At 71.0% G+C, this 25,985-nt stretch carries 23 protein-coding genes; all 23 read right to left on the minus strand.

The annotated features are described in order from the left end of the window. The coding region (locus ACI3KX_RS17665; protein ID WP_404910535.1) for a primosomal protein N' at positions 1-1,762 on the minus strand (1,762 nt) is incomplete at its 3' end. Between the two features lie 10 nt (positions 1,763-1,772). Further along, positions 1,773-2,966, minus strand: coding sequence for a methionine adenosyltransferase (metK, locus tag ACI3KX_RS17670; protein ID WP_363357398.1), 1,194 nt, complete (start codon positions 2,964-2,966; stop codon positions 1,773-1,775). A gap of 117 nt (positions 2,967-3,083) precedes the next feature. Continuing rightward, positions 3,084-3,338 carry a DNA-directed RNA polymerase subunit omega gene (rpoZ, locus tag ACI3KX_RS17675; protein WP_018170775.1) on the minus strand — a complete coding sequence of 85 codons (255 nt, stop codon included), beginning with the start codon at positions 3,336-3,338 and terminating at the stop codon, positions 3,084-3,086. A gap of 143 nt (positions 3,339-3,481) precedes the next feature. Then, positions 3,482-4,423 carry a guanylate kinase gene (gene gmk, locus ACI3KX_RS17680; RefSeq protein ID WP_404910536.1) on the minus strand — a complete coding sequence of 314 codons (942 nt, stop codon included), beginning with the start codon at positions 4,421-4,423 and terminating at the stop codon, positions 3,482-3,484. A gap of 1 nt (position 4,424) precedes the next feature. Next, positions 4,425-5,258, minus strand: a complete 834-nt coding sequence (pyrF, locus tag ACI3KX_RS17685; RefSeq protein ID WP_404910537.1) for an orotidine-5'-phosphate decarboxylase — start codon at positions 5,256-5,258, stop codon at positions 4,425-4,427. Beyond that, on the minus strand, positions 5,255-8,542 hold the full coding sequence (carB, locus tag ACI3KX_RS17690; RefSeq protein WP_404910538.1) for a carbamoyl-phosphate synthase large subunit: 3,288 nt from the start codon (positions 8,540-8,542) through the stop codon (positions 5,255-5,257). The genes pyrF and carB overlap by 4 nt, the downstream gene beginning before the upstream one ends. Continuing rightward, a complete protein-coding gene (gene carA / locus ACI3KX_RS17695) occupies positions 8,542-9,699 on the minus strand; it encodes a glutamine-hydrolyzing carbamoyl-phosphate synthase small subunit (RefSeq protein WP_363357394.1) in 1,158 nt (385 codons plus the stop codon). The genes carB and carA overlap by 1 nt, the downstream gene beginning before the upstream one ends. Next, positions 9,696-10,205 carry a hypothetical protein gene (locus ACI3KX_RS17700; RefSeq protein WP_363357393.1) on the minus strand — a complete coding sequence of 170 codons (510 nt, stop codon included), beginning with the start codon at positions 10,203-10,205 and terminating at the stop codon, positions 9,696-9,698. Before ACI3KX_RS17700 ends, carA begins: the two co-directional genes overlap by 4 nt. After that, positions 10,202-11,512: a dihydroorotase gene (locus tag ACI3KX_RS17705; RefSeq protein WP_363357392.1), complete on the minus strand. Its 1,311-nt coding sequence runs from the start codon at positions 11,510-11,512 to the stop codon at positions 10,202-10,204. Before ACI3KX_RS17705 ends, ACI3KX_RS17700 begins: the two co-directional genes overlap by 4 nt. After that, positions 11,509-12,522 (minus strand): aspartate carbamoyltransferase catalytic subunit, encoded by a 1,014-nt coding sequence (locus ACI3KX_RS17710; protein WP_349427556.1) that lies wholly within the window; start codon positions 12,520-12,522, stop codon positions 11,509-11,511. Before ACI3KX_RS17710 ends, ACI3KX_RS17705 begins: the two co-directional genes overlap by 4 nt. 10 nt (positions 12,523-12,532) lie before the next feature. After that, the gene (pyrR, locus tag ACI3KX_RS17715) at positions 12,533-13,081 is read right to left on the minus strand and encodes a bifunctional pyr operon transcriptional regulator/uracil phosphoribosyltransferase PyrR (protein ID WP_349427555.1); all 549 of its coding nucleotides are present in this window, start codon (positions 13,079-13,081) and stop codon (positions 12,533-12,535) included. Between the two features lie 123 nt (positions 13,082-13,204). Then, on the minus strand, positions 13,205-13,744 hold the full coding sequence (locus ACI3KX_RS17720) for a DoxX family protein (RefSeq protein WP_363357391.1): 540 nt from the start codon (positions 13,742-13,744) through the stop codon (positions 13,205-13,207). 175 nt (positions 13,745-13,919) lie between these two features. Beyond that, the gene (locus tag ACI3KX_RS17725; protein ID WP_363357390.1) at positions 13,920-15,494 is read right to left on the minus strand and encodes a Rieske 2Fe-2S domain-containing protein; all 1,575 of its coding nucleotides are present in this window, start codon (positions 15,492-15,494) and stop codon (positions 13,920-13,922) included. 125 nt (positions 15,495-15,619) lie between these two features. Continuing rightward, positions 15,620-18,892: an SNF2-related protein gene (locus ACI3KX_RS17730; protein ID WP_404910540.1), complete on the minus strand. Its 3,273-nt coding sequence runs from the start codon at positions 18,890-18,892 to the stop codon at positions 15,620-15,622. A 49-nt stretch (positions 18,893-18,941) separates the two neighbouring features. Further along, on the minus strand, positions 18,942-19,352 hold the full coding sequence (gene nusB / locus ACI3KX_RS17735) for a transcription antitermination factor NusB (protein ID WP_308867280.1): 411 nt from the start codon (positions 19,350-19,352) through the stop codon (positions 18,942-18,944). A 19-nt stretch (positions 19,353-19,371) separates the two neighbouring features. Next, positions 19,372-19,932 carry an elongation factor P gene (gene efp, locus ACI3KX_RS17740; protein ID WP_349427548.1) on the minus strand — a complete coding sequence of 187 codons (561 nt, stop codon included), beginning with the start codon at positions 19,930-19,932 and terminating at the stop codon, positions 19,372-19,374. A 129-nt stretch (positions 19,933-20,061) separates the two neighbouring features. After that, positions 20,062-20,520, minus strand: a complete 459-nt coding sequence (gene aroQ / locus ACI3KX_RS17745) for a type II 3-dehydroquinate dehydratase (protein WP_349427547.1) — start codon at positions 20,518-20,520, stop codon at positions 20,062-20,064. 40 nt (positions 20,521-20,560) lie between these two features. Beyond that, the gene (locus ACI3KX_RS17750) at positions 20,561-21,109 is read right to left on the minus strand and encodes a GNAT family N-acetyltransferase (protein WP_404910541.1); all 549 of its coding nucleotides are present in this window, start codon (positions 21,107-21,109) and stop codon (positions 20,561-20,563) included. A gap of 32 nt (positions 21,110-21,141) precedes the next feature. After that, the gene (gene aroB, locus ACI3KX_RS17755) at positions 21,142-22,218 is read right to left on the minus strand and encodes a 3-dehydroquinate synthase (protein WP_404910542.1); all 1,077 of its coding nucleotides are present in this window, start codon (positions 22,216-22,218) and stop codon (positions 21,142-21,144) included. Next, positions 22,215-22,793, minus strand: a complete 579-nt coding sequence (locus ACI3KX_RS17760; RefSeq protein ID WP_404910543.1) for a shikimate kinase — start codon at positions 22,791-22,793, stop codon at positions 22,215-22,217. The genes aroB and ACI3KX_RS17760 overlap by 4 nt, the downstream gene beginning before the upstream one ends. Next, positions 22,777-24,006, minus strand: a complete 1,230-nt coding sequence (gene aroC / locus ACI3KX_RS17765; protein WP_363357385.1) for a chorismate synthase — start codon at positions 24,004-24,006, stop codon at positions 22,777-22,779. Before aroC ends, ACI3KX_RS17760 begins: the two co-directional genes overlap by 17 nt. A 30-nt stretch (positions 24,007-24,036) precedes the next feature. Beyond that, complete coding sequence (locus tag ACI3KX_RS17770) at positions 24,037-24,912, minus strand: shikimate dehydrogenase family protein (RefSeq protein WP_404910544.1); 876 nt, start codon at positions 24,910-24,912, stop codon at positions 24,037-24,039. After that, positions 24,882-25,985 (minus strand): endolytic transglycosylase MltG (mltG, locus tag ACI3KX_RS17775; RefSeq protein WP_404910545.1); only part of this gene is annotated, 1,104 nt, incomplete at its 5' end. The genes mltG and ACI3KX_RS17770, both read right to left, overlap by 31 nt.

The following is a 25,985-nucleotide window of genomic DNA, read 5'->3' on the forward strand; positions in this document are numbered from 1 at the left end:
CCCGCCGCGGCCCCTCGACCGCCGCCACCCGCACGGTGGGCGGCATCCGCAGCGGCGCCCGGTCGGCGAGCTCCGCACGGGCGTAGGCGGCCTGCGTCCACGTCGCGAGCGCCCGGGCGACCTCTCCCGCCACGCCGACCAGGTGCACCGGGGCGCCCGGAGCGGCCAGTGCGGCGGCGTTCGACCACCACCGCAGGCACGACTCGCCGATGCGCAGATCCTCGGCCATCAGCATCCGATCGCCGTCCAGCAGGATCACCGCCCGGTAGCCGCCGATCGCCAGCGGCTCGGCTCCCCGCGTCGCGACCACCAGCGCCGGACGCCCGTCGACCTCGGTGACCGGATGATCGCCGTCGGCGATGATCACGCGGGTGCCGGGAAAGGCCCGCCCGAGCTCGTCGGCGGTCCGCTCGCTGCCCGACGACGCCATGCGCAGCAGGGTCGACGAGCACTCGGGGCATGCCCAGGCGTGGGCGGCGCGACCGCACCACGTGCACGTCGGCACCGCGCCCTGCCGAGCGGCGTGCAGAGGCCCACTGCAGTGCGGGCATCGGGCGGGGTGGCGGCACTTCGCGCAGACGAGGACGGGGGCATACCCCGGGCGTGCGACCTGGACGAGGACGGGCCCGTCGGCGAGAGCCTCGCGCGCGGCGGCGAACGCCGACGACGGCACCCGCGCCGCCCGTGACTCGCCCTCGCGGTTCGCGCTGAGCACCACGCGCGGGCTCAGCCGGCGCGCGGCCGGAAGATCGCGCACCCAGCCCACGGCGACCAGCCGCTCCACATCGGTGGTGCGCGTGTGCCCCGCGAAGACGAGCGCGCCGCCGTGGAGCTCCTGGCGCAGCAGTGCCGCGTCGCGGGCGTGGACGCCCGGACTGAGCGGTTCGGCGAGGAGCGGATCGCCGTCGTCCCACAGCGCGACGAGCCCGAGGTCGCCGACCGGCGCGTACACGGTGGAGCGGTTGCCGATGACCACGCACGGTGCGTCCGCGAGGGTGCGCAGGAACGCCGCATACCGGGCGGGACCGCTCTGCTTGGCGTCGTCGCGGACGAACGCGTCGGCAGGGATGCGGCTCAGCAGGGCCGCCTCGAGCTGCGCGCGGTCGCGATGGTCGGGGACGGCGATGACGGCGCTGCGCCCAGCGGCGAGCACGCGGGTCGCCGCCGCGGCGAGGAGGATCGCCCATGAACCGACGACGGTGCCGTCCTCGAGCTGCGCGGGCACGGGCGGGGCGTCGAGCGCGACGCGCTCGCCGCCGTCCAGCGCCTCGGCGAGGCCGGGATACACGGCGAGCACGTCGGCGGCCCACGCGGCGTCCGCCTCCTCCACGCGGGGAGGCGAGGGCGGCTCGGCCGCCAGCCACGCCTTCTCGGCGCGGACCATGCGCTTCGGAATGGCAAGCCGCAGGATGTCGCCGGCTGAGCCGGCGGCCCGATCGGCGGCACGGCGCGCGAGCGCGTAGAGCGCCGGCGTCAGCACCGCCACGGGCGAGACGACGGCCTCGAGCTGAGACAGCGGCCGGTCGGAGGCATCCGGCTCCCCCAGCTCGACGAGGAGGCCGTCAACGACGCGTCCGGCGCTGCGCAGCGGCACGCGCACCCGCACGCCGGGCTGCGCGTCGGCCGCGAGCTCGGCGGGGATCTCGTAGTCGAACAGCCGGTCCAGCTGCGGCAGCGGGGAGTCGATGAGCACGCGCGCGACGCGGCGCGCAGGTCGCGTACCCTCGCCGGGGCCGTTCTCGTCGTCGTGCACCGCGGTCACGCGGCCGGCGTCAGAGCCCGGCGGCCGCGCGCAGCGCGTCGGCGCGGTCGGTGCGCTCCCACGTGAAATCGGGCAGCTCGCGACCGAAGTGGCCGTATGCCGCGGTCTGCGCGTAGATCGGGCGCAGCAGATCCAGCTGGTCGATGATCGCCTTGGGGCGCAGGTCGAAGACGTCGAGGATCGCGGCCGTGATGACATCGTCGGCGACGCGGCCGGTGCCGAACGTCTCGACATAGAGTCCGACGGGCTTGGCCTTGCCGATCGCGTAGGCGACCTGCACCTCGAGGCGGTCGGCGAGCCCGGCCGCGACCGCGTTCTTGGCGACCCAGCGCATCGCGTACGCCGCCGAGCGGTCGACCTTCGAGGGGTCCTTCCCGCTGAATGCGCCGCCGCCGTGGCGCGAGGCCCCGCCGTAGGTGTCGATGATGATCTTGCGGCCGGTCAGACCGGCGTCGCCCTTCGGGCCGCCCGTGACGAACGGGCCGGCGGGGTTGATGTAGAACTTCACGTCGGGAAGGTCGAGGCCCGTCGCCTCGAGCACCGGGTCGATGACCTCGGCGCGGACCGCGGCGCGCAGCGCCTTCTGCGAGATGTCGGGCTGGTGCTGCGTCGACAGCACGACAGACTCGACGGTCCGCGGGGTGTCGCCCTCGTAGCCGAGCGTGACCTGGGTCTTGCCGTCGGGTCGCAGGAACGGCAGCTCCCCAGACCGGCGCACCTCGGCGAGACGCTCCGCCATGCGGTGCGCCGTCCAGGCGGCCATCGGCATGAGCTGCGGCGTCTCGGTGGTCGCGTAGCCGAACATGATCCCCTGGTCGCCCGCGCCCTGCAGGTCGTGCGGGTCCTCGGAACCGTCCTCGCGCCGCTCGAACGCCTTGTCGACGCCGGCCGCGATGTCGGAGGACTGCGCCCCGATCGACACGCTGACGCCGCACGAGTCGCCGTCGAAGCCGGTCTCGCTCGAGGTGTACCCGATGCGGTTGACGACGCTGCGCACGATCGCGGGGATCTCGACGTAGGCAGAGGTCGACACCTCGCCCGCGACGTGGACCAGGCCGGTGGTGACGAGCGTCTCCACGGCCACCCGGCCGTTCGGGTCCGCCTCGAGGATCGCGTCGAGGATCGAGTCCGAGATCTGGTCGCAGATCTTGTCGGGATGGCCCTCGGTGACGGATTCGGACGTGAACAGACGCAGGTCGGTCATCGATACTCCAGTTGTCGTGGCGCCGGTCGCCCTGGTGTCCGACGCCGGGGGGCGGACACCAGTATGCCCCCGGAGACGGACATCACCGTCTTCGGGGGCACAGGGTTCGTAACGGGATTACTCCGCGCGGCGCAGGCGCAGCTTGTCCTCGTGGATCTCGTGCATCGCGATCGTGAGGGGCTTGTCCTCGACCGTCGAGTCGACGAGCGGGCCCACGTTGTCGAACAGGTTGCCCTCGTGGAGGTCGGAGTAGTAGTCGTTGATCTGACGCGCGCGCTTGGACGCGAAGATCACGAGCTGGTACTTCGAGTCGACCTTCTCGAGCAGGCTGTCGATGGGGGGCTCGATGATGCCCTGGTTCGTTCCGGCCATGGCGAAACCTCCTGGATCGGATGTCGGAATGGGAGTCTGCGGGCCTCGGGGTGCCGAGGCATCCCACCATTCTACGGGACGGCGGCCGCCGAGCGGACGTGCGGCGGCGCCGCGGCGGGGCGGATCGATCGAACGGGATGCCGTCAGTGCGCGAGGCGGGCGACCTCGTCGGCCGCGCGGGCGACGTCGTCGTTCACGACGCGGTAGTCGAACTCGCCCTGGGAGGCGAGCTCGGTCTTGGCCGTGCGCAGGCGCCGCGCGCGCTCGGCGGCGCCCTCGGTGCCGCGGCCGACGAGCCGCTGCACCAGCTCGTCCCAGCTCGGCGGCAGCAGGAACACGAGCGTCGCCGACGTGTCGGCCTCCCGCACCTGGCGGGCGCCCTGGAGGTCGATCTCGAGCAGGACGGTGCGCCCCTCGGCGAGGGCCTTCTCGATCGGCTTGCGCGGGGTGCCGTAGCGATACGCGTTGTGGACGGTCGCGTGCTCCAGCAGCTCTCCGTCGTCGATCATCCGGTCGAACTCGGCGTCGTCGACGAAGAAGTAGTGCTCGCCGTCGATCTCGCCGGGGCGCGGGGCGCGCGTGGTCGCCGACACGGAGAGCAGGATCTCGGGGTGGTGCGCCTTGATGTGGGCGGCGACCGTGCCCTTGCCGACCGCCGTGGGGCCCGCGAGCACGACGAGGCGGCTGCGGCCGCCGCGGGGCTCGATCTCGGGCCAGCGGGTGTCGAGGAAGCGGCGGAGGTCCTCGCGCTGGCGCGAGCCGAGTCCGCCGAGCCGCTTGACGGGCGAGATCTCGAGGTCGTGGAGGATGCGGTCGCGCTTGCCTTCGCCGATCGCGGGGATCGCGGTCAGGAACTCCGGCACGCGCATCGCGCCCGCGGGCGAGGTCGGGTCTGCGAGGGCACGCCGCAGCAGCTCCTGCGGCGTGATCACCCGCATCGCCACGTCCTTCTTGAGCGCTGCGCGCTCCCGTCGGGCGGCGACGGCGCGGCGCGAGGCCGCTACGCGGTCGACCTCGGGTGGCCGCGAATGCGCGCCAGAGGGGTGGGGCGGAGCCCCGTCGGGAAGGGTGCGCGAATCGGGCATGTCAATCACCACGGTAGAGAAGGGCGCGCTCGGATATGCGCGCGGCGAGCCGGTCGGGTCCGGCAGCCAGGATGCTGCGGCTCTCCGACGCTATCACCGCTTCCGCCAGCGCGCCGAAGCGCGCGCGGAGCTGATCCGGTTCCGCCCCCTGGTGACCGAAGCCCGGAGCGAGGATCGGGGCGACCGGTGAGAACGCCGCGAGGCCGGCATCCTCCCAGTCCACGGTACCGCCGATGACCACGCCGAGGCTCCCCCACTGGCCGTCCGGAGTCGAACGGGCGTTGTGCTCCGAGATCTCGCGCATGATCGCGGCCGATACCGTCTCGCCGGTCGGGAGGACCGCCCGCTGCGCGGTGAAGCCATCGGGATTGCTCGTCGCGGCGAGCACGAGCACACCCTTGCCGTTGCGCTCCGCGACGTCGAACGTGCCCTCGAGAGCGCCTACGCCGAGGAAGGGGTTCGCCGTCATCGCGTCGGCCTCCAGCGGAGAGCCCGGCGTGAGCCAGGCCTCTCCGTAGGCATCCATGGTCGATCCGATGTCGCCGCGCTTGGCGTCGGCGATCACCAGCAGACCGGCGGCGCGCGCGGCGGCGAGGACGTCCTCCAGGGCGGCGAAGCCCGCCGAGCCGTAGACCTCGAAGAACGAGACCTGGGGCTTGACGACGCCGACGCGGCCCGCAGCGGCCTCCACGACGCGCAGGCCGAACTCGCGCGCACCGACGGCGGAGGCATCCAGTCCCCACTCGGCGAGGAGATGGACGTGCGGATCGATGCCGACGCACAGCTGGCCGTGCGCGGCGAAGGCGGCGCGGACCCGCTCGCCGAACGAGATCATGCGCGCGCCCGCCGATCCTCTGCGTATTCCTGGAGACTCCTGACGTCGAAGCCCTCGCGCAGCACCGGCAGCGCGCTGACCGCGGCGCCGAGCACGGCCATCGTCGTGAACAGCGCCTTGTCGCCGGCCACCGCCGCGGCGCGGATCTCGTAGCCGTCGGCGCGGGCCGCGCCGCCGGACGGGGTGTTCACCACGATGTCGATCTCGCCGGCGTTGATCAGGTCCACGATGTTGGTGGCGCCCGACTCCTGGGTCTCGGAGTACTTGCTGACCACGCGCACCTTGATGCCGTTGCGGGCGAGGATCTCGGCGGTGCCCTCGGTCGCGACCAGCTCGAAGCCGAGCTCCTGCAGGCGGTGGGCGGGCAGGATCACGGCCCGCTTGTCACTGTCGGCGACCGAGATGAAGACCGTCCCGGACTGCGGCATGCCGCCGTACGCGGCCTCCTGCGACTTGGCGAAGGCCGTCGGGAAGTCCCGGTCGATGCCCATGACCTCGCCGGTGGAGCGCATCTCGGGGCCGAGGACCGAGTCGACGGTCTGACCGTCGGCCGTGCGGAACCGCTTGAAGGGCAGCACGGCCTCCTTCACCGCGACCGGCGCGTCCAGCGGCACGCGCGAGCCGTCCTGCTCGGGCAGCAGCCCTTCCGCCTTGAGGTCGGCGATCGACGTGCCCGCCATGATGCGCGAGGCGGCCTTGGCGAGCGGGATGCCGAGCGCCTTCGAGACGAAGGGCACGGTGCGGCTCGCGCGCGGGTTCGCCTCGATCACGTAGAGCACGCCGGCCGAGATGGCGAACTGCACGTTGAGGAGTCCGCGCACACCGACGCCCTCGGCGATGGCGTGCGTCGCGATGCGGACGCGATCGATGTCGGTGCGGCCGAGGCTGACCGGCGGCAGGGTGCACGACGAGTCGCCGGAGTGGATGCCGGCCTCCTCGAGGTGCTCCATCACGCCGCCGATGTACAGCTCGGTGCCGTCGAACAGCGCGTCGACGTCGATCTCGATCGCGTCGTCGAGGAAGCGGTCCACCAGCAGCGGCAGACCGGGGCCGATGATCGCCGCGTCGGCGATGCGCACGAAGTAGTCGCGCAGCGCCTCGGTCGAGTACACGATCTCCATGCCGCGGCCGCCGAGCACGAAGCTCGGGCGCACGAGCACCGGGTAGCCGATCTCCTCGGCCACCGCGACGGCGCCTTCCACGTCGATCGCGGTGCCGTTGCGCGGCGCGACGAGTCCGGCTTCGTCGAGCAGGCGCGAGAACAGCTCACGCTCCTCGGCGAGGTCGATCGCGGCCGGCTTGGTGCCGAGGATCGTGTAGCCGGCGTCCTCGATGCCCTTGGCGAGACCCAGGGGCGTCTGGCCGCCGAGCTGGCAGATGACGCCGAGGATCTCGCCCGACTGCGCCTCGGCGTGCAGCACCTCGAGGACGTCCTCGAGGGTCAGCGGCTCGAAGTAGAGGCGGTCGGAGGTGTCGTAGTCGGTCGACACGGTCTCGGGGTTGCAGTTGACCATGACCGTCTCGTAGCCGGCGTCGGCCAGCGCGAACGACGCGTGCACGCACGAGTAGTCGAACTCGACCCCCTGGCCGATGCGGTTCGGCCCCGACCCGATGATGACGACCTTCGTGCGCTCCGACGGCGTGACCTCGGTCTCGGCGTCGTAACTCGAGTAGTGGTACGGCGTGAGCGCGGGGAACTCCCCCGCGCAGGTGTCGACGGTCTTGTAGACCGGACGGATGCCGAGTCCGTGGCGGACGCCGCGCACCTGGGCCTCGGTGTCGGAGCGGAGTTCGGCGATCTGGGCGTCGCTGAAGCCGTGCTCCTTCGCGATGCGCAGGGTGGCGGCATCCAGCTCCCCCGCCTGGCGCACGAACTCGGCGACCTCGTTGATGAGGACGATCTGGTCGATGAACCACGGGTCGATCTTGGTGGCCTCGAACGCCTGCTCGACCGTGGCGCCCTTGCGCAGCGCCTGCTGCAGCACGACGATCCTGCCGTCGGTCGGCCGCTTCGCGATCTCGAGCAGCTCGTCGACCGAGCGCGCCTCGTCGCCCCAGTGGAAGCTCGACCCGCGCTTCTCGAGCGAGCGCAGCGCCTTCTGCAGAGCGGTCGCGTAGTTGCGGCCGATCGCCATCGCCTCGCCGACCGACTTCATGGTCGTGGTCAGCGTGGTGTCGGCTGCCGGGAACTTCTCGAAATTGAAGCGGGGCACCTTCACGACCACGTAGTCGAGCGTCGGCTCGAAGCTCGCCGGCGTCACCTTGGTGATGTCGTTGGGGATCTCGTCCAGGCGGTAGCCGATCGCGAGCTTGGCCGCGATCTTGGCGATCGGGAAGCCGGTCGCCTTGGAGGCGAGCGCCGAGGACCGCGAGACGCGGGGGTTCATCTCGATCACGATGATGCGCCCGGTCGCAGGGTCCACGGCGAACTGGATGTTGCAGCCGCCGGTGTCGACGCCCACCGCGCGGATGATGTCGATGCCGATGTCGCGCAGCTTCTGGTACTCGCGGTCGGTGAGGGTCAGCGCCGGGGCGACGGTGATCGAGTCGCCCGTGTGCACGCCGACGGGGTCGACGTTCTCGATCGAGCAGACGACGACCGTGTTGTCGGCGGTGTCGCGCATGAGCTCGAGCTCGTACTCCTTCCAGCCGAGGATGGACTCCTCGAGGAGCACCTCGTTGGTCGGCGAGTCGTGCAGGCCCGCACCGGCGATGCGCCGGAGGTCGGCCTCGTCGTACGCGAAGCCCGAGCCGAGGCCCCCCATCGTGAAGGACGGGCGGACGACGAGCGGGTAGCCCAGCTCGTCGGCGGCGGCGAGCACCTCGTCCATGGTGTGGGCGATCCGGGATGCCGCGACGTCGGCGCCCGCGTCGAGCACGAGCTGCTTGAAGATCTGCCGGTCCTCGCCCTTGTTGATCGCCTCGAAGTCGGCGCCGATGAGCTCGACGTCGTACTTCTCGAGGATCCCGTGCTTGTGGAGGTCGATCGCGGCGTTGAGCGCCGTCTGGCCGCCCAGCGTCGGCAGGATCGCGTCGGGCTTCTCCTTCGCGATGATCGTCTCGATCACACGCCAGTTGATCGGCTCGATGTAGGTCGCATCGGCGAAGTCGGGGTCGGTCATGATCGTGGCCGGGTTCGAGTTCACCAGGATGACGCGCACGCCCTCCTCGCGGAGGACGCGGCAGGCCTGTGTGCCCGAGTAGTCGAACTCGCACGCCTGCCCGATGACGATCGGGCCGGAGCCGATGACCAGGACGGAGTTGATGTCGTCGCGCTTGGGCATTACTTCGCGGCCTTCTTCTGGAGGTTCGCGACGACGAGGTCGCGGAAGCGGTCGAACAGGTAGTTGGCGTCGTGCGGGCCGGCGGCCGCCTCGGGGTGGTATTGCACGGAGAACGCGGGGATGTCGAGGGCCCGCAGGCCCTCGACCACCTGATCGTTCAGCCCGACGTGGCTGACCTCGATGCGCCCGTAGCCGTGGGGGCTGTCGAACTCGCCGTCCACCGGCGCGTCCACGGCGAACCCGTGGTTGTGGGCGGTGATCTCGACGCGACCGGTCGACTTGTCGAGCACCGGCTGGTTGATGCCGCGGTGGCCGAACGGCAGCTTGTAGGTGCCCAGGCCGAGCGCGCGGCCGAGCAGCTGGTTGCCGAAGCAGATGCCGAAGAACGGCAGGCCGTCGTCGAGCACGTCGCGCAGGAGGTCGACGTGGTCGCCCGACGCGGCCGGATCGCCGGGGCCGTTGGAGTAGAAGACCGCGACCGGGTCGATCGCGCGGATCTGGTCGATCGTGACGTCCTGCGGCAGCACGTGCACCTCGAACCCGCGGGCGGCGAGGTTGTCGACGGTCGCCTGCTTCACGCCGAGGTCGAGCACCGCGAGGTTGCCGATGCGCTCCCCCGTCGCCTCCGTGACCTCGGCGGCGGTCACCGACACCTGCGCCGAGAGGTTCTGGCCGGCCATCTCGGGCGCCTCGCGCACCAGTCGCAGCTGCTCCTCGGCGTCGATCGCCGCGGCCTCGCCGGAGAAGATCGCGCCGCGCATGCTGCCGGCCGAGCGGATGTGGCGGGTCACGGCGCGCGTGTCGATGCCGCTGATGCCGACGACGCCGTCCTCGACCAGCGCGTCGTCGAGCGACTCGTCGGCGCGCCAGTTGGAGACGACGCGCGAGGGGTCGCGCACGATGTAGCCCGACACCCAGATGCGGCGGGACTCCGGGTCCTCGTCGTTCATGCCGGTGTTGCCGATGTGGGGCGCCGTCTGCAGCACGATCTGGCCGGCGTACGAGGGATCGGTGAGCGTCTCCTGGTAGCCGGTCATGCCGGTGGCGAAGACGACCTCGCCGATCGTGGTGCCGAGGGCGCCGTACGCGCGTCCGACGTGGCGGGTCCCGTCCTCGAGCACGAGGACGGCAGGGTCTGTCTGGAAGAGGGAGGTCATGAATCGGTTCCCGTCTGGGTCGGGGGAAGGATGCCGGCCACAGCGTCCGCGAGGGCGCGGGCCGAGGCATCCTGGGGTCGGAAGTAGGTGTCGACGGTCGAGCCGGCGTCGGTGCGCCAGGTCAGCCGGGTGAGGCCGCCGGCTTCGACGACGCGGTCGATCGCGACCGTGGACTGGCCGACGTCGACGATGCGGTCGGGAGTCAGCACGAACGGGTCCTGCCCGGTGAGACCCACGGCGACGCCCTCGTCGGCGACCGTCACGGTCGCCTTCGAGCGGAACGCCATGCCGGGGGCCGCGATGCGCTCCAGCGGAGCGTCGCGAGCGGTCGTCGCGACGTACAGTGCGGCGAACGTCGCGCGCACGTGGGCGTCGGCGGGAAGTTCTCCCGGGTGGACCAGGGGCGTCGCATCGCGCCGCGTCCGTCGCCACCACGCCCACACCAGCAGGCCGAGCAGCGCGATCGTGACGAGCACGATGACGCCGAGCGCACCCTCGCGAGTCATGCGCGCACCCCCGGTGCGTCGAGCAGGGCGCCGTCGGCGACCGTGACCGTGCCCCGGTGGAGGGTCCAGCGCACGTCGCCCGGCAGCTCGCGCCCGAGGTACGGCGAGTTCACGCTCCGCCCGCGCAGATCGTCGGTCGTGAAGGTGCGGCGCGGGGCCGGGTCGTAGAACGCGAGGGATGCCGGCTGCCCCTCGGTGAGGGGGGTGCCGTGACCGGTGAGGCGGCCGATCCGCGCGGGCTCGCGCGACATCACCCGGGCGACGTCGCCCCAGGTGAGCAGCCCCGTGTCGACCATCGCCTGCTGGACCACCCGCAGCGCGCTCTCGAGCCCCACCATGCCGTTGGCTGCAGCGTGCCACTCGCACGCCTTCGCCTCGGTCGGATGCGGGGCGTGATCGGTCGCGACGATGTCGATGGTGCCGTCGGCGAGGCCCTCGCGCACCGCGAGCACGTCCTCCTCGCGCCGCAGCGGCGGGTTCACCTTGAAGCGGGCGTCGTAGTCGCGCACCAGCTCGTCGGTGAGCAGCAGGTGGTGCGGCGTCACCTCAGCGGTGACGTCGACGCCGCGGCGCTTGGCCCAGCGGATGATGTCGACCGAGCCTGCCGTCGAGAGGTGGCACACGTGCAGGCGTGAGCCGACGTGCTCCGCGAGCAGCACGTCGCGGGCGATGATCGACTCCTCTGCCACCGCCGGCCAGCCTGCGAGGCCCAGCTCGGCCGAGACCGCGCCCTCGTTCATCTGGGCGCCCTCGGTGAGCCGCGGATCCTGCGCGTGCTGGGCGATCACGCCGTCGAACGCCTTCACGTACTCGAGCGCTCGCCGCATGATGAGCGGGTCCCAGACGCAGAAGCCGTCGTCGCTGAAGACGCGCACGCGCGCCCGGGAATCGGCCATCGCGCCGAGCTCCGCCAGACGCTCGCCCTTCTGGCCGACGGTGACGGCGCCGATCGGCTGCACCGTGACGAAGCCGGCCGCCTCGCCGAGGGCGAGCTCCTGCTCGACGACGCCGGCGGTGTCGGCGACGGGCGAGGTGTTGGGCATTGCGAAGACGGCCGTGTAGCCGCCCGCAGCTGCTGCCCGCGAACCGGTGAGGATCGTCTCGGACGCCTCGTACCCGGGCTCGCGCAGGTGCGTGTGCAGGTCCACCAGGCCGGGCAGCATCACCAGACCGTCGACGTCGACGACGGTCGCCCCGGCGCGGCTGAGACCGGGGCCGATCTCGGCGATGACGCCGTCGTCGACGATCACGTCGGCAGCGGTGGATCCTTCGACGTGTGCCCCGCGGAAGAGAAGGGTCTCGCTCATCGGGTGTTCTCCTTCTCTTCGCCGCCGGTGACCGGGGCGTCCGTCGCGGGTGCGGTCTCGGCCGCTCCGTGCTCCGCTCCTGCCAGCAGCAGGTAGAGCGCGGCCATGCGCACCGAGACGCCGTTCGCGACCTGCTCGAGCACCGTCGAGCGCGGCGAGTCCGCGGCTTCTGCGGAGATCTCCAGACCCCGGTTCATGGGTCCGGGGTGCATGACAATGCTATCCGCTCCGAGTGCCTGAAGACGGCGTGCGTCGAGGCCCCAGCGGCGTGAATACTCCCGTTCAGTCGGGAAATACGCCGCATTCATGCGCTCGAGCTGGATGCGCAGCATCATGAGCGCGTCGGGGCCGGCGGAGATCGCCTCGTCCAGGTCGTACCGCACCTGCACGGGCCACCGCGACATGTCCTGCGGCACGAGGGTCGGCGGAGCGACCAGGGTCACCCGGGCGCCGAGGGTGGTGAGCAGCCACACGTTCGAGCGGGCGACCCGCGAGTGCAGGACGTCCCCGACGATGGTCACCTTCACCCCGGCGAGGTCGCGGCCGCGGCTGTCGTCGCCGAAGCGGCGCTTGCGGATCGTGAACGCGTCGAGGAGCGCCTGCGTGGGGTGCTCGTGGGTGCCGTCGCCGGCGTTGACCACCCCGGCGCTGATCCAGCCGCTGGTGGCGAGGGTGCGCGGCGCGCCGGACGCGCCGTGGCGGATGACGACGGCATCCGCTCCCATCGCCTGGAGGGTCTGCGCGGTGTCCTGCAGCGACTCGCCCTTCGAGACGCTGGAGCCCTTCGCGGAGAAGTTGATCACGTCGGCCGACAGGCGCTTCGCTGCCGCCTCGAACGAGATGCGCGTGCGCGTCGAATCCTCGAAGAAGAGGTTGACGACGGTCTTGCCGCGCAGTGTCGGCAGCTTCTTGACCTCGCGCCGCTGCGTGTCTGCCATGTCTTCGGCCACATCGAGGATGCGCAGAGCATCCGTGCGGGCGAGGGTCTGGGTGTCGAGGAGGTGCCTCATGAGCCGACCGTCACCGCCCCTCGATCGTGACGGACTCCGCGCCGTCGGTCTCTTCGAGGCGCACGTTGACCCGCTCGTCACGGGAGCTCGGCAGGTTCTTGCCGACGAAGTCGGGCCGGATGGGCAGTTCGCGGTGCCCGCGGTCGACGAGGGTCGCCAGTCGCACCGCGGCGGGGCGGCCGATGTCCTGCAGAGCGTCGAGGGCCGCGCGGATGCTGCGCCCGGAGAAGAGCACGTCGTCCACCAGGACGACGACCTTGCCGTCGACGCCGCCCGGCGGGATCTGGGTGCGCTGCGGGGCGCGGGTCGGATTGCGGTGCAGGTCGTCACGGTACATCGTGACGTCGAGAGCGCCGATCGGGACCGGTACGCCGCCGAACTGCTCCACCAGCGCACCGATCCGCTGCGCGAGGGTGACGCCGCGAGTGGGGATGCCGAGAAGAACCAGATCGTCGGGGCCCTTGTTGGACTCGAGGATCTCGTGGGAGATCCGAGTCAGGGCCCGGGCGATGTCGGCGCCGGTCATGACGGTGCGAGGCTGCACGGTGGGCGTGCTCATCCGCCGCTCCCTTCTCCGCCTCACGGGACGGGGTTAAAGGTTGCTGTGATCGCCGCCCAGTCTATGTCACCGCGAAGGCCGGCCCCGAATCGGGACCGGCCTTCGCGGCGGAGATGCCCGTGGTCAGCGTCGCGTCGACGAACCGCGGAGAACCTGGGAGGCGACGACCAGTGCGGCCGCGATCAGCACCACGTTCTTGAAGATGTACTGCCCCGTGAGTGTCGGGCCGACGGGGCTGAAGACCTCGCCGGGCAGCAGCACGATCGGCGACAGGATGCCGACGAATGCGAGTGCGAGCACCACCAGACCGATGCGGGCGAATGCGCCGCCGGCGATGAGGAGGGCTCCTGCGGCGACCTCGATCACGGCGGTCGCGACGAGCGCGGCCTGTCCGCTCACGAGCCCGAAGGTGAGCTTCTCCCAGGTCTGGCTCACGAGAGCCTCGACCGGGCTGACGCCCGGGAACAGCTTGAGTGCGCCGAAGACGGCGAAGACGGCGCCGAGGGCGACGCGCAGAGCCGCGATGCTCCAGCGCTGCAGCGAGACCTTGACGGCGGCCTCAGCGCGCGACTCCCACGAGAGGAGGGAGCGGATCGGGTGGGGGCGACCGGTGGACGCGGGGGCGACGACGCGGCCGGCGCCGTGTGCGGGAACGGTGGTCATGGCGTGACTCCTTCGGGTTCTGATCGCCCGCGATCGCGGGCACGGTGATCAGGACTCGAGCGGGGGGCGCGATGATACGCGGCTGCACAGATTGACGTCCCGCCTACATGGCATCGGGGACGGAACGGCCGTCTCGTTGTAGATCATCCACAACGAGACGGCGCTTCGAAGTGGATCAGGCCGCGGAGGTCGCCGCTGCGCGGTACAGATCGTCCTCCACCTGGGACGCGCGGATGGGGTGTCCCTGGCTCGTCAGGCACTTGCCGCTGGCGAGATCCCACTTCCAGTCGTGGAGGGAGCAGGTCAGGACGCCGTCCTCGATCTTGCCCGTCTTGGTCAGGTCCGCGCGGAGGTGCGGGCAGCGACGCTGCACGAGCCAGTCGCCGAGCTGGGCGTCCTCGGTCTGATCCGTCTGCTCCGCGTACCAGTTCTCGACGTACTCGATGCGGTCGCGTGACAGGCACTTGAGGAACGTGGTCAGGAACTCATTGAACTTGCCGCTGCGCCCCACCTCGAACTGCATCGAGAGGAAGATCGAGTTCGACCAGTCGATCTCGTGGTCGGCGATGTTGGTCGACACCAAGTCAGCGGGGATGGTGTACCAGTAGATGCACTCGTCATCGGCGTACTCGCGGACCTTCGCCTTCGGGAAGTCCACCACCATGTCGAGGTCGCCGATGCGGAAGCGCACGACGCCGCCGACTCCGTTGCGGATCGTGCGGGCGCGCCGCAGCAGCGGCTCCCACCATTCCTTGATCGCGGAGAGCATCTCGTCGGGCGGCAGCACGGCGGCGCGCGACGCCTCTTCCGCGCGGATCTCTTCCTGGCGGGAGTCGCGCTGCTCGGCCAGATACGACCACTTGTCGTCGAAGATGCGGTCGATCTCGGCATCCGTGTAGAGGGTCTGCGTGATCGAGATCTCGCCGTCGTTCAGCTCGACGACGGTTCCCGGCAAGAACTCGTAGCTCTTCTGGTCGGGACGCAGCTCCTTCATGTGCTGCAGGAACTGCCGCTGGTCGGTGAAGATCGCATCGCCGTCGAGACCGTAGCCGTTGTACTTGAACAGCTCCTCGCGCAGGAACATCGGCGGACCGGCCATCGGGAAGACGTGCTCGGCATCGACCTTCTCGATGTAGTACATCGCGCGCTTGTTCTGCGCGTCGCGCTTGAGCTTCGCGAAGTTCTGCTTGGCGTCCTGGGGCAGGTCGTAGACCATCGGCCACCAGATGGCGCCCGAGACCTGCGTGAAGTACGCCTCGGGCTTGGAGAAGCCCAGCAGCTTCTCGAGGTCGAGCGGGTGCGAGTCGTTCTGGTTCAGGATGCTGGCTGTGCCGTCGTCGACGCTCAGGGACGAGTCGCCGATCGGCCCGTCGCTCGGCGCGCGCAGCGGGGTGACCATCACCTTGAGGTCGCCGAAGTCGAGCGGGACGCCCGCCTGGGTGAAGACGATGTTGTCGTAGCCGAGCGCGCGGAGATCCTGCTCGAGGTCGTCGGTGGGGTACTCCGGGAGCAGCACCCTGATGCTCTTCGGAACGAAGCGCTCCATAAGCGCCGGGTCGAAGTGGTCACGGTGTCGGTGCGAGATGTACAGGAAGTCCGCGTTGCCGTACTTCTGCCAGTCGAGTCCCCGGTTGTCGGGGAACGGGAACCACGACCCGAAGAAGGTCGGGCCGATCACCGGGTCGCAGAGGATGCTTCCTCCCGCCGTCTCGATGAACATTCCGGCGTGGCCGAGGCCCGTGATGCGCATGGGACTCCTCCCCTATCCAGCAATCGATCCGCGAACCAGACGAGTCTAGGCGAGGCTCGTCGAGCGCACCGGATCGCGCGGCCGTGCAAAAGCGATCCGCTCGGTAGCCGGTGCGGCAGCGAGGCTCACTCGTCGAACAGCCCGCGGATGTCGTCGGCGGTGAGCGCCTGGCCGAAGAGGGCATCGTCGTCCATCACCGACCGGAACAGTCGCGCCTTGCGCCGCTGCAGCGCCATCACCTTCTCCTCGATGGTGCCGTTGGCGATGAGGCGGTACACCATGACGCTGCGGTGCTGGCCGATGCGGTGCGCGCGGTCGACCGCCTGCGCCTCGGCGGCCGGATTCCACCAGGGGTCGAGCAGGAACACGTAGTCCGCCTCGGTCAGCGTCAGGCCGAAGCCGCCCGCCTTGAGGCTGATGAGGAACACCGGCGCCTCTCCCCCGCGGAAGGCCTCGACGGCGCCATCGCGATCGCGCGTCGACCCGTCGAGGTACGCGTAGGGGATGCCGCGCTCCTCGAGTCGCGCCGACACCAGGCCGAGGAACGACGTGAACTGACTGAACACGAGGGCGCGGTGCCCCTCGGCGAGGGCTTCGTCGAGCTGCTCGAACAGGGCGCCCAGTTTGCTCGGCGCGATATGGGCGTGGGCCGGATCGACGAGCTCGGGGGCGAGGCTGAGCATGCGCAGCAGGGTCAGGGAGCGGAACACGATGAAGCGGTTGCGGTCGAGGTCTTCGAGCAGTCCCAGCACCTTCTGGCGCTCACGCTGCAGGACAGTGTCGTAGAGGGCGCGGTGGGCGGCGCCTAGCTCGATGCGCACCTCCTGCTCCTGCTTCGCAGGCAGGTCGGCTGCGACCAGCTCCTTCGTGCGTCGGAGCACCAGCGGACGGATGCGGCGCCGCAGGCGCGCGAGACGGCCGGCGCGATACGCGCCGCCCTCCTGGTTCTCGGGCACCTTGCCCTTCTCGATCGGACCGATGTACTCCTCGCGGAACCGGCGTGCCGACGGGAACAGACCGGGCGCCGTGAGCGAGAGCAGCGCCCACAGCTCGGTGAGGCTGTTCTCGAGCGGCGTGCCGGTGACGGCGAAGACGACATCTGCCGGCAGGTCGCGTGCCGCCCGGTAGGCCTTGGTCTGGCTGTTCTTCACGAACTGCGCCTCGTCCAGGATCAGGCCCGCCCACGTGACACGGCCGAACTCGGCCTCATCCAGGCGCAGCAGCGTGTACGAGGTCACGACGATGTCGGCGGCGGCTGCGGCATCCGACACCGTCGTCCCCCGCTTGGCGCGCGTCGCGTCGACGACGGCCACACGCAGACCGGGCACGAACCGCGCCGCCTCGCTGCGCCATGTCGAGAGCACGGATGTGGGCGCCACCACCAGGAAGGGGCGCTCCTCGCCGTGCTCACGCGCGTGGGCGATGAGGGCCAGCAGCTGCAGTGTCTTGCCGAGACCCATGTCGTCGGCCAGGATGCCGCCGAGCCGGTGCTGCCACAGGAAGGCCAGCCAGTCGTAGCCGACCCGCTGATACGGGCGCAGGTCCGCCTGCAGCGTGGACGGGAGCGGCGTGGCGGGCACCCCGTCGGCGTCACGCAGCGCCTCGACCGTGGCGCGCCAGGAGACCGCGGGTTGCGCATCATCGGCGAGATCCTCGAAATCCGCCCACAGCGCCGTCTGGTACCGGCTGATGCGCGGCCCGGTCTCCCATTCATCGAGCTCTCCGGCTTCGTCGATGAGGTCGCGCAGCCGGTGCAGTGAGGGATGGGACAGTGAGAAGTAGGCGCCGTCGCTGAGCAGGATCTTCTTGCGGCCGCGAGAGAGAGCGGTGAACAGGGTTCCGAACGGAATGCGGCGGCCGTCGATCGTCACGACGACGCCCAGGTCGAACCAGTCGGCGTCGGTCGTCTCGACCGAGGTGATGTCGATCCGGGGATCGCCGGAGAGCTCGCGGTACGGCGGACGCTCGCCCGAGATCTCGACGCGGACGTCCTCGTCGGCTTCCAGGAGTGGCAGCAGCTGCGAGGCGAACTCCGCTGCTTCCAGCCTCACGAGCGACCCGGCGGCGGCGAAGTCCACGGGGGCGTGATCCCGCCACAGCGCCTCGACGCGGCCGCGGATCGCCGCTTCTGCCGCCGCGTCGCGGTCGTCGTCGGTCGCGTCGAGCCCCCGCAGCTCGGCGTCGCCATAGCGCCACGACAGCGTGTAGACGAGCCGGTGGCTCGGCTCGAACTTCACCAGCAGCACCAGCTGCGGCCGGGGTGGCGGCGCGACCTCGAGACCCGGGGCGTCGATCTCCACGCGCCGTGCGATGCGGGGCAGGTGGTCGCGGACGAACTCGTCGGCCTCTTCGGCCGGGACCGTCACCGCCTCGCGCGCGGTGAGGAGCGCGGGTACCGGGTCGGGCAGCGCGACGGCGGCCAGCACCAGATCGATGCGCTCACGCTGCACCGTGAAGCGGTAGACCCCTGTGTGTCCGACCGGGCGCAGGGTGGCGGCATCATCCTGCTCGCCGTCGATCGTGACGACGGGCAGGACCTCGAGGCCGTGTGCGGTTCGCTGCGCCTGCACAGCGACGGTCGCCGTGGACGCCAGTGCGACCGTGCTGCTGCGCTTCGTCGGGACGAACGGGATGCCGTGGCCTGCGGCGGCGGCCAGGTGCGGCCAGAGGAGGCTGGACTCGATGTCGTCGAGCGTCAGCCACTCCGACACGTCGGAGAAGGCGCCGAACGATCGGACGTCGCGGCCGATGCTGTGCAGCTCGGCGAACCAGCGGGCCTGCGCGGGGTTGTACACCGTCGTCGGTCGGCGCAGCGCGTCCCACGACACGCCGCCCTTGATCCAGGCGTCGGAACGGCCGGAGCGCTCGAGTGGACGGAGACCGACGAGCACATCGGCGCCGTGCTGGTGCAGACCGCGGGGCGTCGCCGACTCGACGCGGGCCGGCGCCCAGGCCGATGCGCCGCGACGGACGCGCTGGCGCAGCTCGACGCCGAGGGCGAGCGGCGTGTAGGTCCGCGCCGCCGGGGCCGGCGAGGCGAACACCGCACGCCACGACGATCCGCCCGGTTCGGCCGGTGCGGACGCCGCGAGCCGGTTGGCGGCGAGCAGCGTCGCCACCGTGTGCTTGCAGTCGAACTGCACCGGGCACGTGCACGACGTCGCGGCGATGGGGTGGTCCACCCGCTGCGGGTCGAGCCGCACCCGGCAGCGGTACGTCCTGCCGGCGCTGCCGGCGACGACGGCCTCGATCACGAGAGCGACCGGATCCCACTCGAGCCGCTGCACCGCCCCGTCGGCGAAGTAGGCGGCGCCGCGTTCGTACGAGCCGCTGTCGGTGTGGCGGCGGATGTGCCCGGGGTCGACGAACGGCGGGGGTCCGGCGGACGGCGGGGTCACGGCATCCATCCTGCCAAGGCGCGCCGACAGCGCGGCGAGCGTGCGGTGATCAGCCGGCGCGCGCGATCCGGGCGAGGACGCCGTGGACGAACGGGCCGGACTCGTCGGTCGAGAACTCCTTGACGAGCTCGACCGCCTCGTCGATGGCGACGGCGGTGGGCACCTCGTCGTTGTAGAGGATCTCCCATGCGCCGATGCGCAGCACGGCGCGGTCGACCGCGGGCATGCGCGCGAGCGTCCAGTCCTTGGCGAACGTGGTGATCTGCTCGTCGATGGCGTCCTGGTTGTCGATCACGCCGTCGACGATCTCACGGGCGTACAGCCACGAGGCCTGGCGGGCGGGCTCGTTTGCGGCCCGCTTCGCCTCGGCGGCGAGGACGGTCGCCGGCGCATCGCCGCGGACGTCGGCCTGGAAGAGGATGTCGAGCGCGCGTTTGCGCGCCTTCGTACGGGCACTCATCGGTCAGCGGCCGCCGACCTCAGTTGACGCGGCCGAGGTAGTCGCCGGTGCGCGTGTCGACCTTGACCTTGGTGCCCGTCTCCACGAACAGCGGGACCTGGATCTCGTAGCCCGTCTCGACCGTCGCCGCCTTGGTGCCCGCCGACGAGCGGTCGCCCTGCAGGCCCGGCTCGGTGTAGGTGATCTCGAGGATGACCGACGCGGGCAGCTCGACGTAGAGCGGGTTGCCGTTGTTGAGCGCGATCTGCACCTGCTGGTTCTCGAGCAGGAAGTTGGCGGCATCGCCGACGGTGGCGGCGCCCACGTTGATCTGGTCGTAGTCGACGACGTCCATGAAGACGAAGTTGTCGCCGTCGTTGTACAGGTACGTGAAGTCGCGGCGGTCGACGTTCTCGATGTCGATCTTCGCGCCCGCGTTGTAGGTGCGGTCGACGACCTTGCCCGAGACGACGTTCTTGAGCTTCGTGCGGACGAATGCGCCACCCTTGCCCGGCTTGACATGCTGGAACTCGATGACGTTCCAGAGCTGACCGTCGATGCTGAGGACGACGCCGTTCTTGATGTCTGCGGTGGATGCCATGAGGGTGCGAATCCGTTTCGTTGTGGTGTGCGCGGCGTGAAGTGAGAGGCGGTCGCTGCCCTTCGACAAGCACAGGGACCGGCAGCGCCGACGTTCGATTCTACGGGATGCCTGGTCCCGGCCGATTCGTCAGCCCTCGGCCTGCCCGGTGAGGATGTCGATGAGACGCCCGACGGCCGTCGCGTAGCCGGCCACGCCCTCGCCGATCACGTGCACCAGGGCGACGTCGGCGACGTACGAATGATGACGGAATTCTTCCCGTGTCTTCACGTCGGAGATGTGGACCTCGGCGACGGGAAGGCCGACGCCCGAGAGAGCGTCGCGCAGCACGACGGACGTGTGGGTGAGCCCGCCGGGATTGATCACGATGCCGGCGCAGTCGTCGCGTGCCGCGTGGATCGCGTCCAGGAGCACGCCCTCGTGGTTGCTCTGCACCGCCCTCACCTCGAAGCCGCGGCGGGCGGCGGCATCCGTCGTCACCTGCTCCACGTCCGCGAGCGTCGCTGTGCCGTAGATGTCGGGTTCCCGCGCGCCCAGGAGGTTGAGATTGGGTCCGTTGACGAGCAGCAGGCGGCGGGGCGTGGTCATGGTCGCACCACGATATCAGCGGGTGCGGGGATGCCTCGTGTCAGGGCAGCGGTCGCGCCATGACGATCTCCGGGCCGATCGAACTCGTGTACGTCTCACCGGTGGGGGCGAAGCCGGATCGACGGTACGCGGCCTGGGCGCGGGGGTTGTCGCGGTGCACGTCGAGGCTGATCCTGCTCAGCCCGAGGCCGGCCGCCCACTGCGCAGCCGCAGCGAGCAGGGCATCGACCGCACCGGAGCCACGGTGGTCGGGGTTCACATACACGCCCACGACGTCGGCTCTGCGGTCGTCGACGAACCGCCCGAGGTGATCCTTCTGCCCGGTGGCGCGGATCAGCACCGACAGGCTGCCGACCCAGACGCCGTCGACCACCGCGACGAACTGCGCCGCGGTCTCGCTGGTCGCCGCGGTCTGCGTCCGCTCGCGCCAGAAGTCGTCACTGCGCGCGGCGACCTGCTCGGGAGTCTCGAGGAACGCGATCGCCGCGTCGGGGTCGCTGGTGGACTCGAGCCGCAGCGCGCGTACCGCAGGCCATTCGTCGGAGCGGATGCGGCGCACCGCGAGGCGAGGGTCGGGCGATGCCGTCATCCGAGCACCCTATCGGGGCGATCGGCGCGTCGTCAGCCCGCGACCTCCTGGTACGCGGCGAAGAGCAGGGATTCGTCGGGCGCCTGGAGCACGGTGGGCTTGGCGATGTCGTCGAGCACGATGAAGCGCAGCATGCCGCCGCGGCTCTTCTTGTCGCGCTGCATGGTTGCCAGCAGCGTCGGCCAGCGCCCTGCACCGTACGTCGTCGGCAGGCCGAGAGACTCCAGGATGTCGCGGTGGCGCTGCGCGGCGGCATCCGGGAGCCGGCCCGCCAGCCGTGACAGCTCGGCGGCGAAGACCATGCCGACCGAGATCGCGGCGCCGTGGCGCCAGCGGTAGCGCTCGGCGTGCTCTATGGCGTGGCCGAGGGTGTGGCCGTAGTTGAGGATCTCGCGGAGGCCGGCTTCACGCAGGTCCTCCCCCACGACGCGCGCCTTCATCTCGATGGCGAGCTCGATGGTGCGACGGAAGGCGGCGCTCTGCGGGTCGACGGCGGTCTCGGGGTCGGCCTCGACGAGGTCGAGGATCTCGGGAGCCCAGATGAAGCCGGCCTTGACGACCTCGGCGTAGCCCGCGACGCGCTCGTTGCGCGACAGCGAGTCGAGCAGGTCGAGGTCGCAGATGACGGCGCGCGGCGCCCAGAAGGCGCCCACGAGGTTCTTGCCCTCGGCGGTGTTGACGCCCGTCTTGCCGCCGACGGCCGCGTCCACCATGCCGAGCACGGTGGTCGGCACCTGCACCACCTCGACGCCGCGCAGCCAGGTGGCCGCGACGAAGCCGGCGAGATCGGTGACCGCTCCCCCGCCGAAGCCTACGACGACGTCGGTGCGGGTGAAGTCGGCCTTGCCCATGACCTGCCAGCAGAACGCGGCGACCTCGATGCGCTTTCCGGCCTCGGCGTCGGGGATCTCGGCCAGCAGCACCTCACGGTCGCCCACCAGTTGCGCGCGCAGGCCCTCCGCCTGGGCGGCGAGGGTCGGCGGGTGGATCACGAGCACCTTGCGGGCGGCCGCGGGCAGCGCTTCGCCGAGGGAGGCCAGGATGCCGTGGCCGACGGTGATGTCGTAGCTCGCGTCCCCGCTCACGGTGATGGTCGTCGCATCGGTCACGCGGTCTGCTCCTTCTCGCGGGGGCTGATGTCGCCCGGCCGTGCGGAGTCGGTGGGCTCGGCGGTCTGGCCGCGCACCCAGGCGACCAGGGCGTCCACGACGTCCTGCAGCGGGCCGGTCGACGTGTCGAACGTCACGTCGGCGAGCTCTTCGTACACTGGGCGGCGCTCTTCGAAGATCGCCGTCCAGCGCTCGATCGCGTCGTCGCCACCCTGCAGCAGCGGGCGGTTCGAGTCGCGTACGCGGCCCGCCACCACGCGCGGCGACACGGTGAGGAGGACGACGCGGTGACCGGCGAGCTCGGCGCGCGTGTCGGGATCCATGACGGCCCCGCCGCCCAGCGAGACGATGCCGCCGGTGGCGAGGCCCTCGCTGACCGCGGCGCGCTCGGCCGCGCGGAAGCGCGCCTCGCCGTGCTCGACGAAGAGCTGCTCGATGGGTCCGTGGTCGCGGACGACCGCCGCGTCGGTGTCGAAGAAGCGCACACCGAGTGCGCGTGCGGCCTTCTTGCCGATGCTGGTCTTGCCGGCCCCCATCGGACCGATCAGCACGACGGCGTCAGAGTGCGAGGTCATGCTCGGCGAGGCCGGCGTCGCTCTCGGCCGCGCTGCGCAGCGCGTCGGGGATGGCGGCGAGGTAGCCCTCGAGGTTGCGGCGCGTCTCGGCGACGCTGTCGCCGCCGAACTTCTCCAGCACGACGTCGGCCAGGACCACCGCGACCATCGCCTCGGCGACGACGCCCGCCGCCGGGACGGCGCACACGTCGGAGCGCTGGTGGTGCGCCGACGCGGCGTCGCCGGTCGCGACATCCACAGTGCGGAGGGCCCGCGGCACGGTCGCGATCGGCTTCATGCCGGCGCGCACGCGCAGCACGGTGCCGGTCGACATGCCGCCCTCCGTGCCGCCCGCCTTGTCGCTCGAGCGCGTGATGCCCTCGCCTGCCACGAACAGCTCGTCGTGGGCGGCGGAGCCGCGGCGGCGGGTCGTCTCGAAGCCGTCGCCGACCTCCACGCCCTTGATGGCCTGGATGCTCATGAGCGCCTGCGCGAGCTTGGCGTCGAGGCGGCGGTCCCAGTGGACGTGCGAGCCGAGCCCCGGCGGCAGGCCGTAGGCCAGCACCTCGACGATGCCGCCGAGCGTGTCGCCGTCCTTGCGCGCCTCGTCGACCTCGGCCACCATGGCCGCGCTCGTGGCGGCGTCGAAGCAGCGCAGCGGATCCGCGTCGAGCGTCTCGACGTCGTCCGGCGTGGGCAGGGCCGAGCCCGCGGGAACCTGCACCGGGCCGATCGAGAGCGTGTGGCTGACGAGACGGATGCCGAGCTCGGCCAGGAACGCGCGGGCGATGGCGCCGAGCGCGACGCGGGCGGCCGTCTCGCGGGCGCTCGCGCGCTCGAGGATCGGCCGGGCCTCGTCGAAGCCGTACTTCTGCATGCCGACGAGGTCAGCGTGGCCCGGTCGCGGGCGCGTGAGCGCGGCGCCGCGGCCGCGCGACTTCTCGGTGAGCTCGACCGGCTCGGGGCTCATGACCTCGACCCACTTCGGCCATTCGGTGTTGCCGATGCGCAGCGCGATGGGGCTGCCGAGGCTCGTGCCGTGCACGACACCCGACGAGATGGTCAGCTCGTCCTCTTCGAACTTCATGCGCGAGCCGCGGCCGTAGCCGAGCTTGCGGCGCGCGAGATCCGCCTGGATCGCGGCGCGGGAGATGGGGACGCCCGCAGGCAGGCCCTCCATGACGGCGACGAGTTCGGGGCCGTGCGATTCGCCGGCCGTGAGCACGCGGAGCATTGGTCCAGTCTCCCACGCCCGGGGCCGCCGTTACGCCGTCGTCGGCTCCTCGAGCACGCGGCGCATCGCCTCCAGCGACTCCGCCTCGTTCGAGAGCGGCGCGTCCGGGTCGCCGTTCCGGAAGATCCGGACCTGCAGCAGGGCCTGGTGCAGCAGCATCCCGAGCCCCGACCGCGCGACGCGGTCCGCTCGATCCCACGCGGCCGACAGGGCGGTGGGCCAGTGCCCATAGACGACATCCAGCAGCAGGCCGCCGGCGCGTGCGAGCGCGTCGGCGGCGGCATCCGTCACCGGCGCGTCCCCCGGCAGCGTCGCGATGGTGAGCTCCACGGCGCGGTGATCGGATGCCGGGAATGCGACCGTCCGCACCGCGATGCCGAGCCGACGACCGAGCTCGGCCAGGGGCGCCACCGCTTCGGGCCGGCGCGCGACCACGTCGACCTCTTCGACCCCGAGCTCTGACAGGGCGACGAGGGCGGAGGTCGCCGTGGCACCGGCGCCGACGATGCGGGCATGCGCGACCGTCGTGATCCCGTCGTCGGCGAGGGCGCGCACGATGCCCCCGACATCGGTGTTGAAACCGCGCGGACCGGCGGGATCGAGCAGCAGCGTGTTGACGGCGCCGGTCAGCTCGGCCCGGCGGTCGCGGGTGGATGCCGCCACGAAGGCCACGCCCTTCAGCGGCATCGTGAGCGAGAGACCGCGCCAGCTGTCGTCCAGCTCGGTCAACTCGCGTGCGAACGACGCCTCGTCGACGCGGCGCAGCCCATAGGACCAGTCCAGACCGAGCACCGCGTACGCCGCGGCGTGCAGCTGCGGCGAGCGACTGTGCGCGATCGGATCGCCCCAGACCTCGAGACGCGTCGCCTCGGGGCTCAGCACCCCCGGTCCGGGTTTTCGCTGCACCACTGCTGCCACTGGTCCACGTACTCTAGGTGCTCGCTGTACGTGCTCGTGAAGATCGTCTCGCCCGTGTCGAGGTTGACCGTCACGAAGTACAGCCACGGCCCGTCCGCGGGATGCATGGCCGCGTCGATCGCCACGTCACCCGGGTTAGAGATCGGACCGATCGGCATCCCCGCGTGGTAGTACGTGTTCCACGGGTTCGGGTCGTTCAGCGCCTCTTCGGACGAGCTCACCGTGCCGTCGTGCATCTCGCCGTAGCCGTACTGCGCCGTCGAGTCCATCTGCAGCTTGCCGAAGGTCTCCTGGTTGCTGGGATCGAGGCGGTTCTGGATCACGCGCGAGACCTTCTGCATATCGACCTCGTAGCGCGCCTCGCGCTGGATGATCGAGGCGACCGTGAGGATGCGCTGGCGGTCCTCGGCGGGAACGCCCGCCGCATCGAGCGACTGCACCGTTCGGTCGACGAGGGTCTGGATCGCGGACTGCGCCGTCACGCTGGGGTCGAACGTGTAGGTCGCGGGGAACAACCAGCCCTCGAGCGGCTGCCCCCCTGCCGCGACGATGGCCGGATCGACGGGAACACCGTACTGAGACGGGTCGGCGGCGGCAGCCTGCAGATCGGCGAGCGGGATGCCGGTGCCTTCGGAGATCCGCTCGAGCGTGCCGGCGAGCGTGAAGCCCTCGGGGATCTGCGCGGTGAACTCCTGCTTGTTCGCCGGCTCGAGGAGGGCCGCGAGTGCCGCCTCGCTCGTCATCTGCTTCTGGAGCTTGTACACGCCGGGCTGGAACATCGGGTTCTGCCCGGTCGTGATCAGGTAGTCGTAGAAGGCGTCGGGGGTCTTGGTCACTCCCGCGTCGTACAGCGACTGCGAGATGGGCGATCCGGTGTCGCCCGATGCGATCGTGACGAACGCCTCGCCGTTGGCGAGGCCGGCCTCGTAGTCCTTGGGCTCTTCCCAGCCCATGACCTCGCGGATCTGGTCCTCGTACGTCGTCCACACGTAGTACGCGCCGCCGGCGATGCCGCCGAGGATCACGAGCACGATGCCGAGGGCGATCCAGCCGCCGATGCG

The sequence above is a fragment of the Microbacterium sp. ZW CA_36 genome (assembly GCF_044987475.1).
Classification (GTDB): Bacteria; Actinomycetota; Actinomycetes; order Actinomycetales; family Microbacteriaceae; genus Microbacterium.

Excerpts from the sequence above, each read along its gene's own strand:
- efp (WP_349427548.1), bottom strand. The coding sequence starts at position 19,932 with ATGGCATCCACCGCAGACATCAAGAACGGCGTCGTCCTCAGCATCGAC.
- carB (WP_404910538.1), bottom strand. The coding sequence starts at position 8,542 with ATGCCCAAGCGCGACGACATCAACTCCGTCCTGGTCATCGGCTCCGGC.
- ACI3KX_RS17725 (WP_363357390.1), bottom strand. The coding sequence starts at position 15,494 with ATGCGCATCACGGGCCTCGGCCACGCCGGAATGTTCATCGAGACGGCG.
- ACI3KX_RS17700 (WP_363357393.1), bottom strand. The coding sequence starts at position 10,205 with ATGACTCGCGAGGGTGCGCTCGGCGTCATCGTGCTCGTCACGATCGCG.
- metK (WP_363357398.1), bottom strand. The coding sequence starts at position 2,966 with ATGACCGACCTGCGTCTGTTCACGTCCGAATCCGTCACCGAGGGCCAT.
- pyrR (WP_349427555.1), bottom strand. The coding sequence starts at position 13,081 with ATGAGCACGCCCACCGTGCAGCCTCGCACCGTCATGACCGGCGCCGAC.
- carA (WP_363357394.1), bottom strand. The coding sequence starts at position 9,699 with ATGACCTCCCTCTTCCAGACAGACCCTGCCGTCCTCGTGCTCGAGGAC.
- aroC (WP_363357385.1), bottom strand. The coding sequence starts at position 24,006 with ATGCTCCGCGTGCTCACGGCCGGCGAATCGCACGGCCCCGAACTCGTC.
- aroQ (WP_349427547.1), bottom strand. The coding sequence starts at position 20,520 with ATGACCACGCCCCGCCGCCTGCTGCTCGTCAACGGACCCAATCTCAAC.
- rpoZ (WP_018170775.1), bottom strand. The coding sequence starts at position 3,338 with ATGGCCGGAACGAACCAGGGCATCATCGAGCCCCCCATCGACAGCCTG.
- ACI3KX_RS17710 (WP_349427556.1), bottom strand. The coding sequence starts at position 12,522 with ATGAGGCACCTCCTCGACACCCAGACCCTCGCCCGCACGGATGCTCTG.
- ACI3KX_RS17760 (WP_404910543.1), bottom strand. The coding sequence starts at position 22,793 with ATGACCTCGCACTCTGACGCCGTCGTGCTGATCGGTCCGATGGGGGCC.
- gmk (WP_404910536.1), bottom strand. The coding sequence starts at position 4,423 with ATGCCCGATTCGCGCACCCTTCCCGACGGGGCTCCGCCCCACCCCTCT.
- ACI3KX_RS17750 (WP_404910541.1), bottom strand. The coding sequence starts at position 21,109 with ATGACGGCATCGCCCGACCCTCGCCTCGCGGTGCGCCGCATCCGCTCC.
- ACI3KX_RS17720 (WP_363357391.1), bottom strand. The coding sequence starts at position 13,744 with ATGACCACCGTTCCCGCACACGGCGCCGGCCGCGTCGTCGCCCCCGCG.
- pyrF (WP_404910537.1), bottom strand. The coding sequence starts at position 5,258 with ATGATCTCGTTCGGCGAGCGGGTCCGCGCCGCCTTCGCCGCGCACGGC.
- ACI3KX_RS17705 (WP_363357392.1), bottom strand. The coding sequence starts at position 11,512 with ATGAGCGAGACCCTTCTCTTCCGCGGGGCACACGTCGAAGGATCCACC.
- nusB (WP_308867280.1), bottom strand. The coding sequence starts at position 19,352 with ATGAGTGCCCGTACGAAGGCGCGCAAACGCGCGCTCGACATCCTCTTC.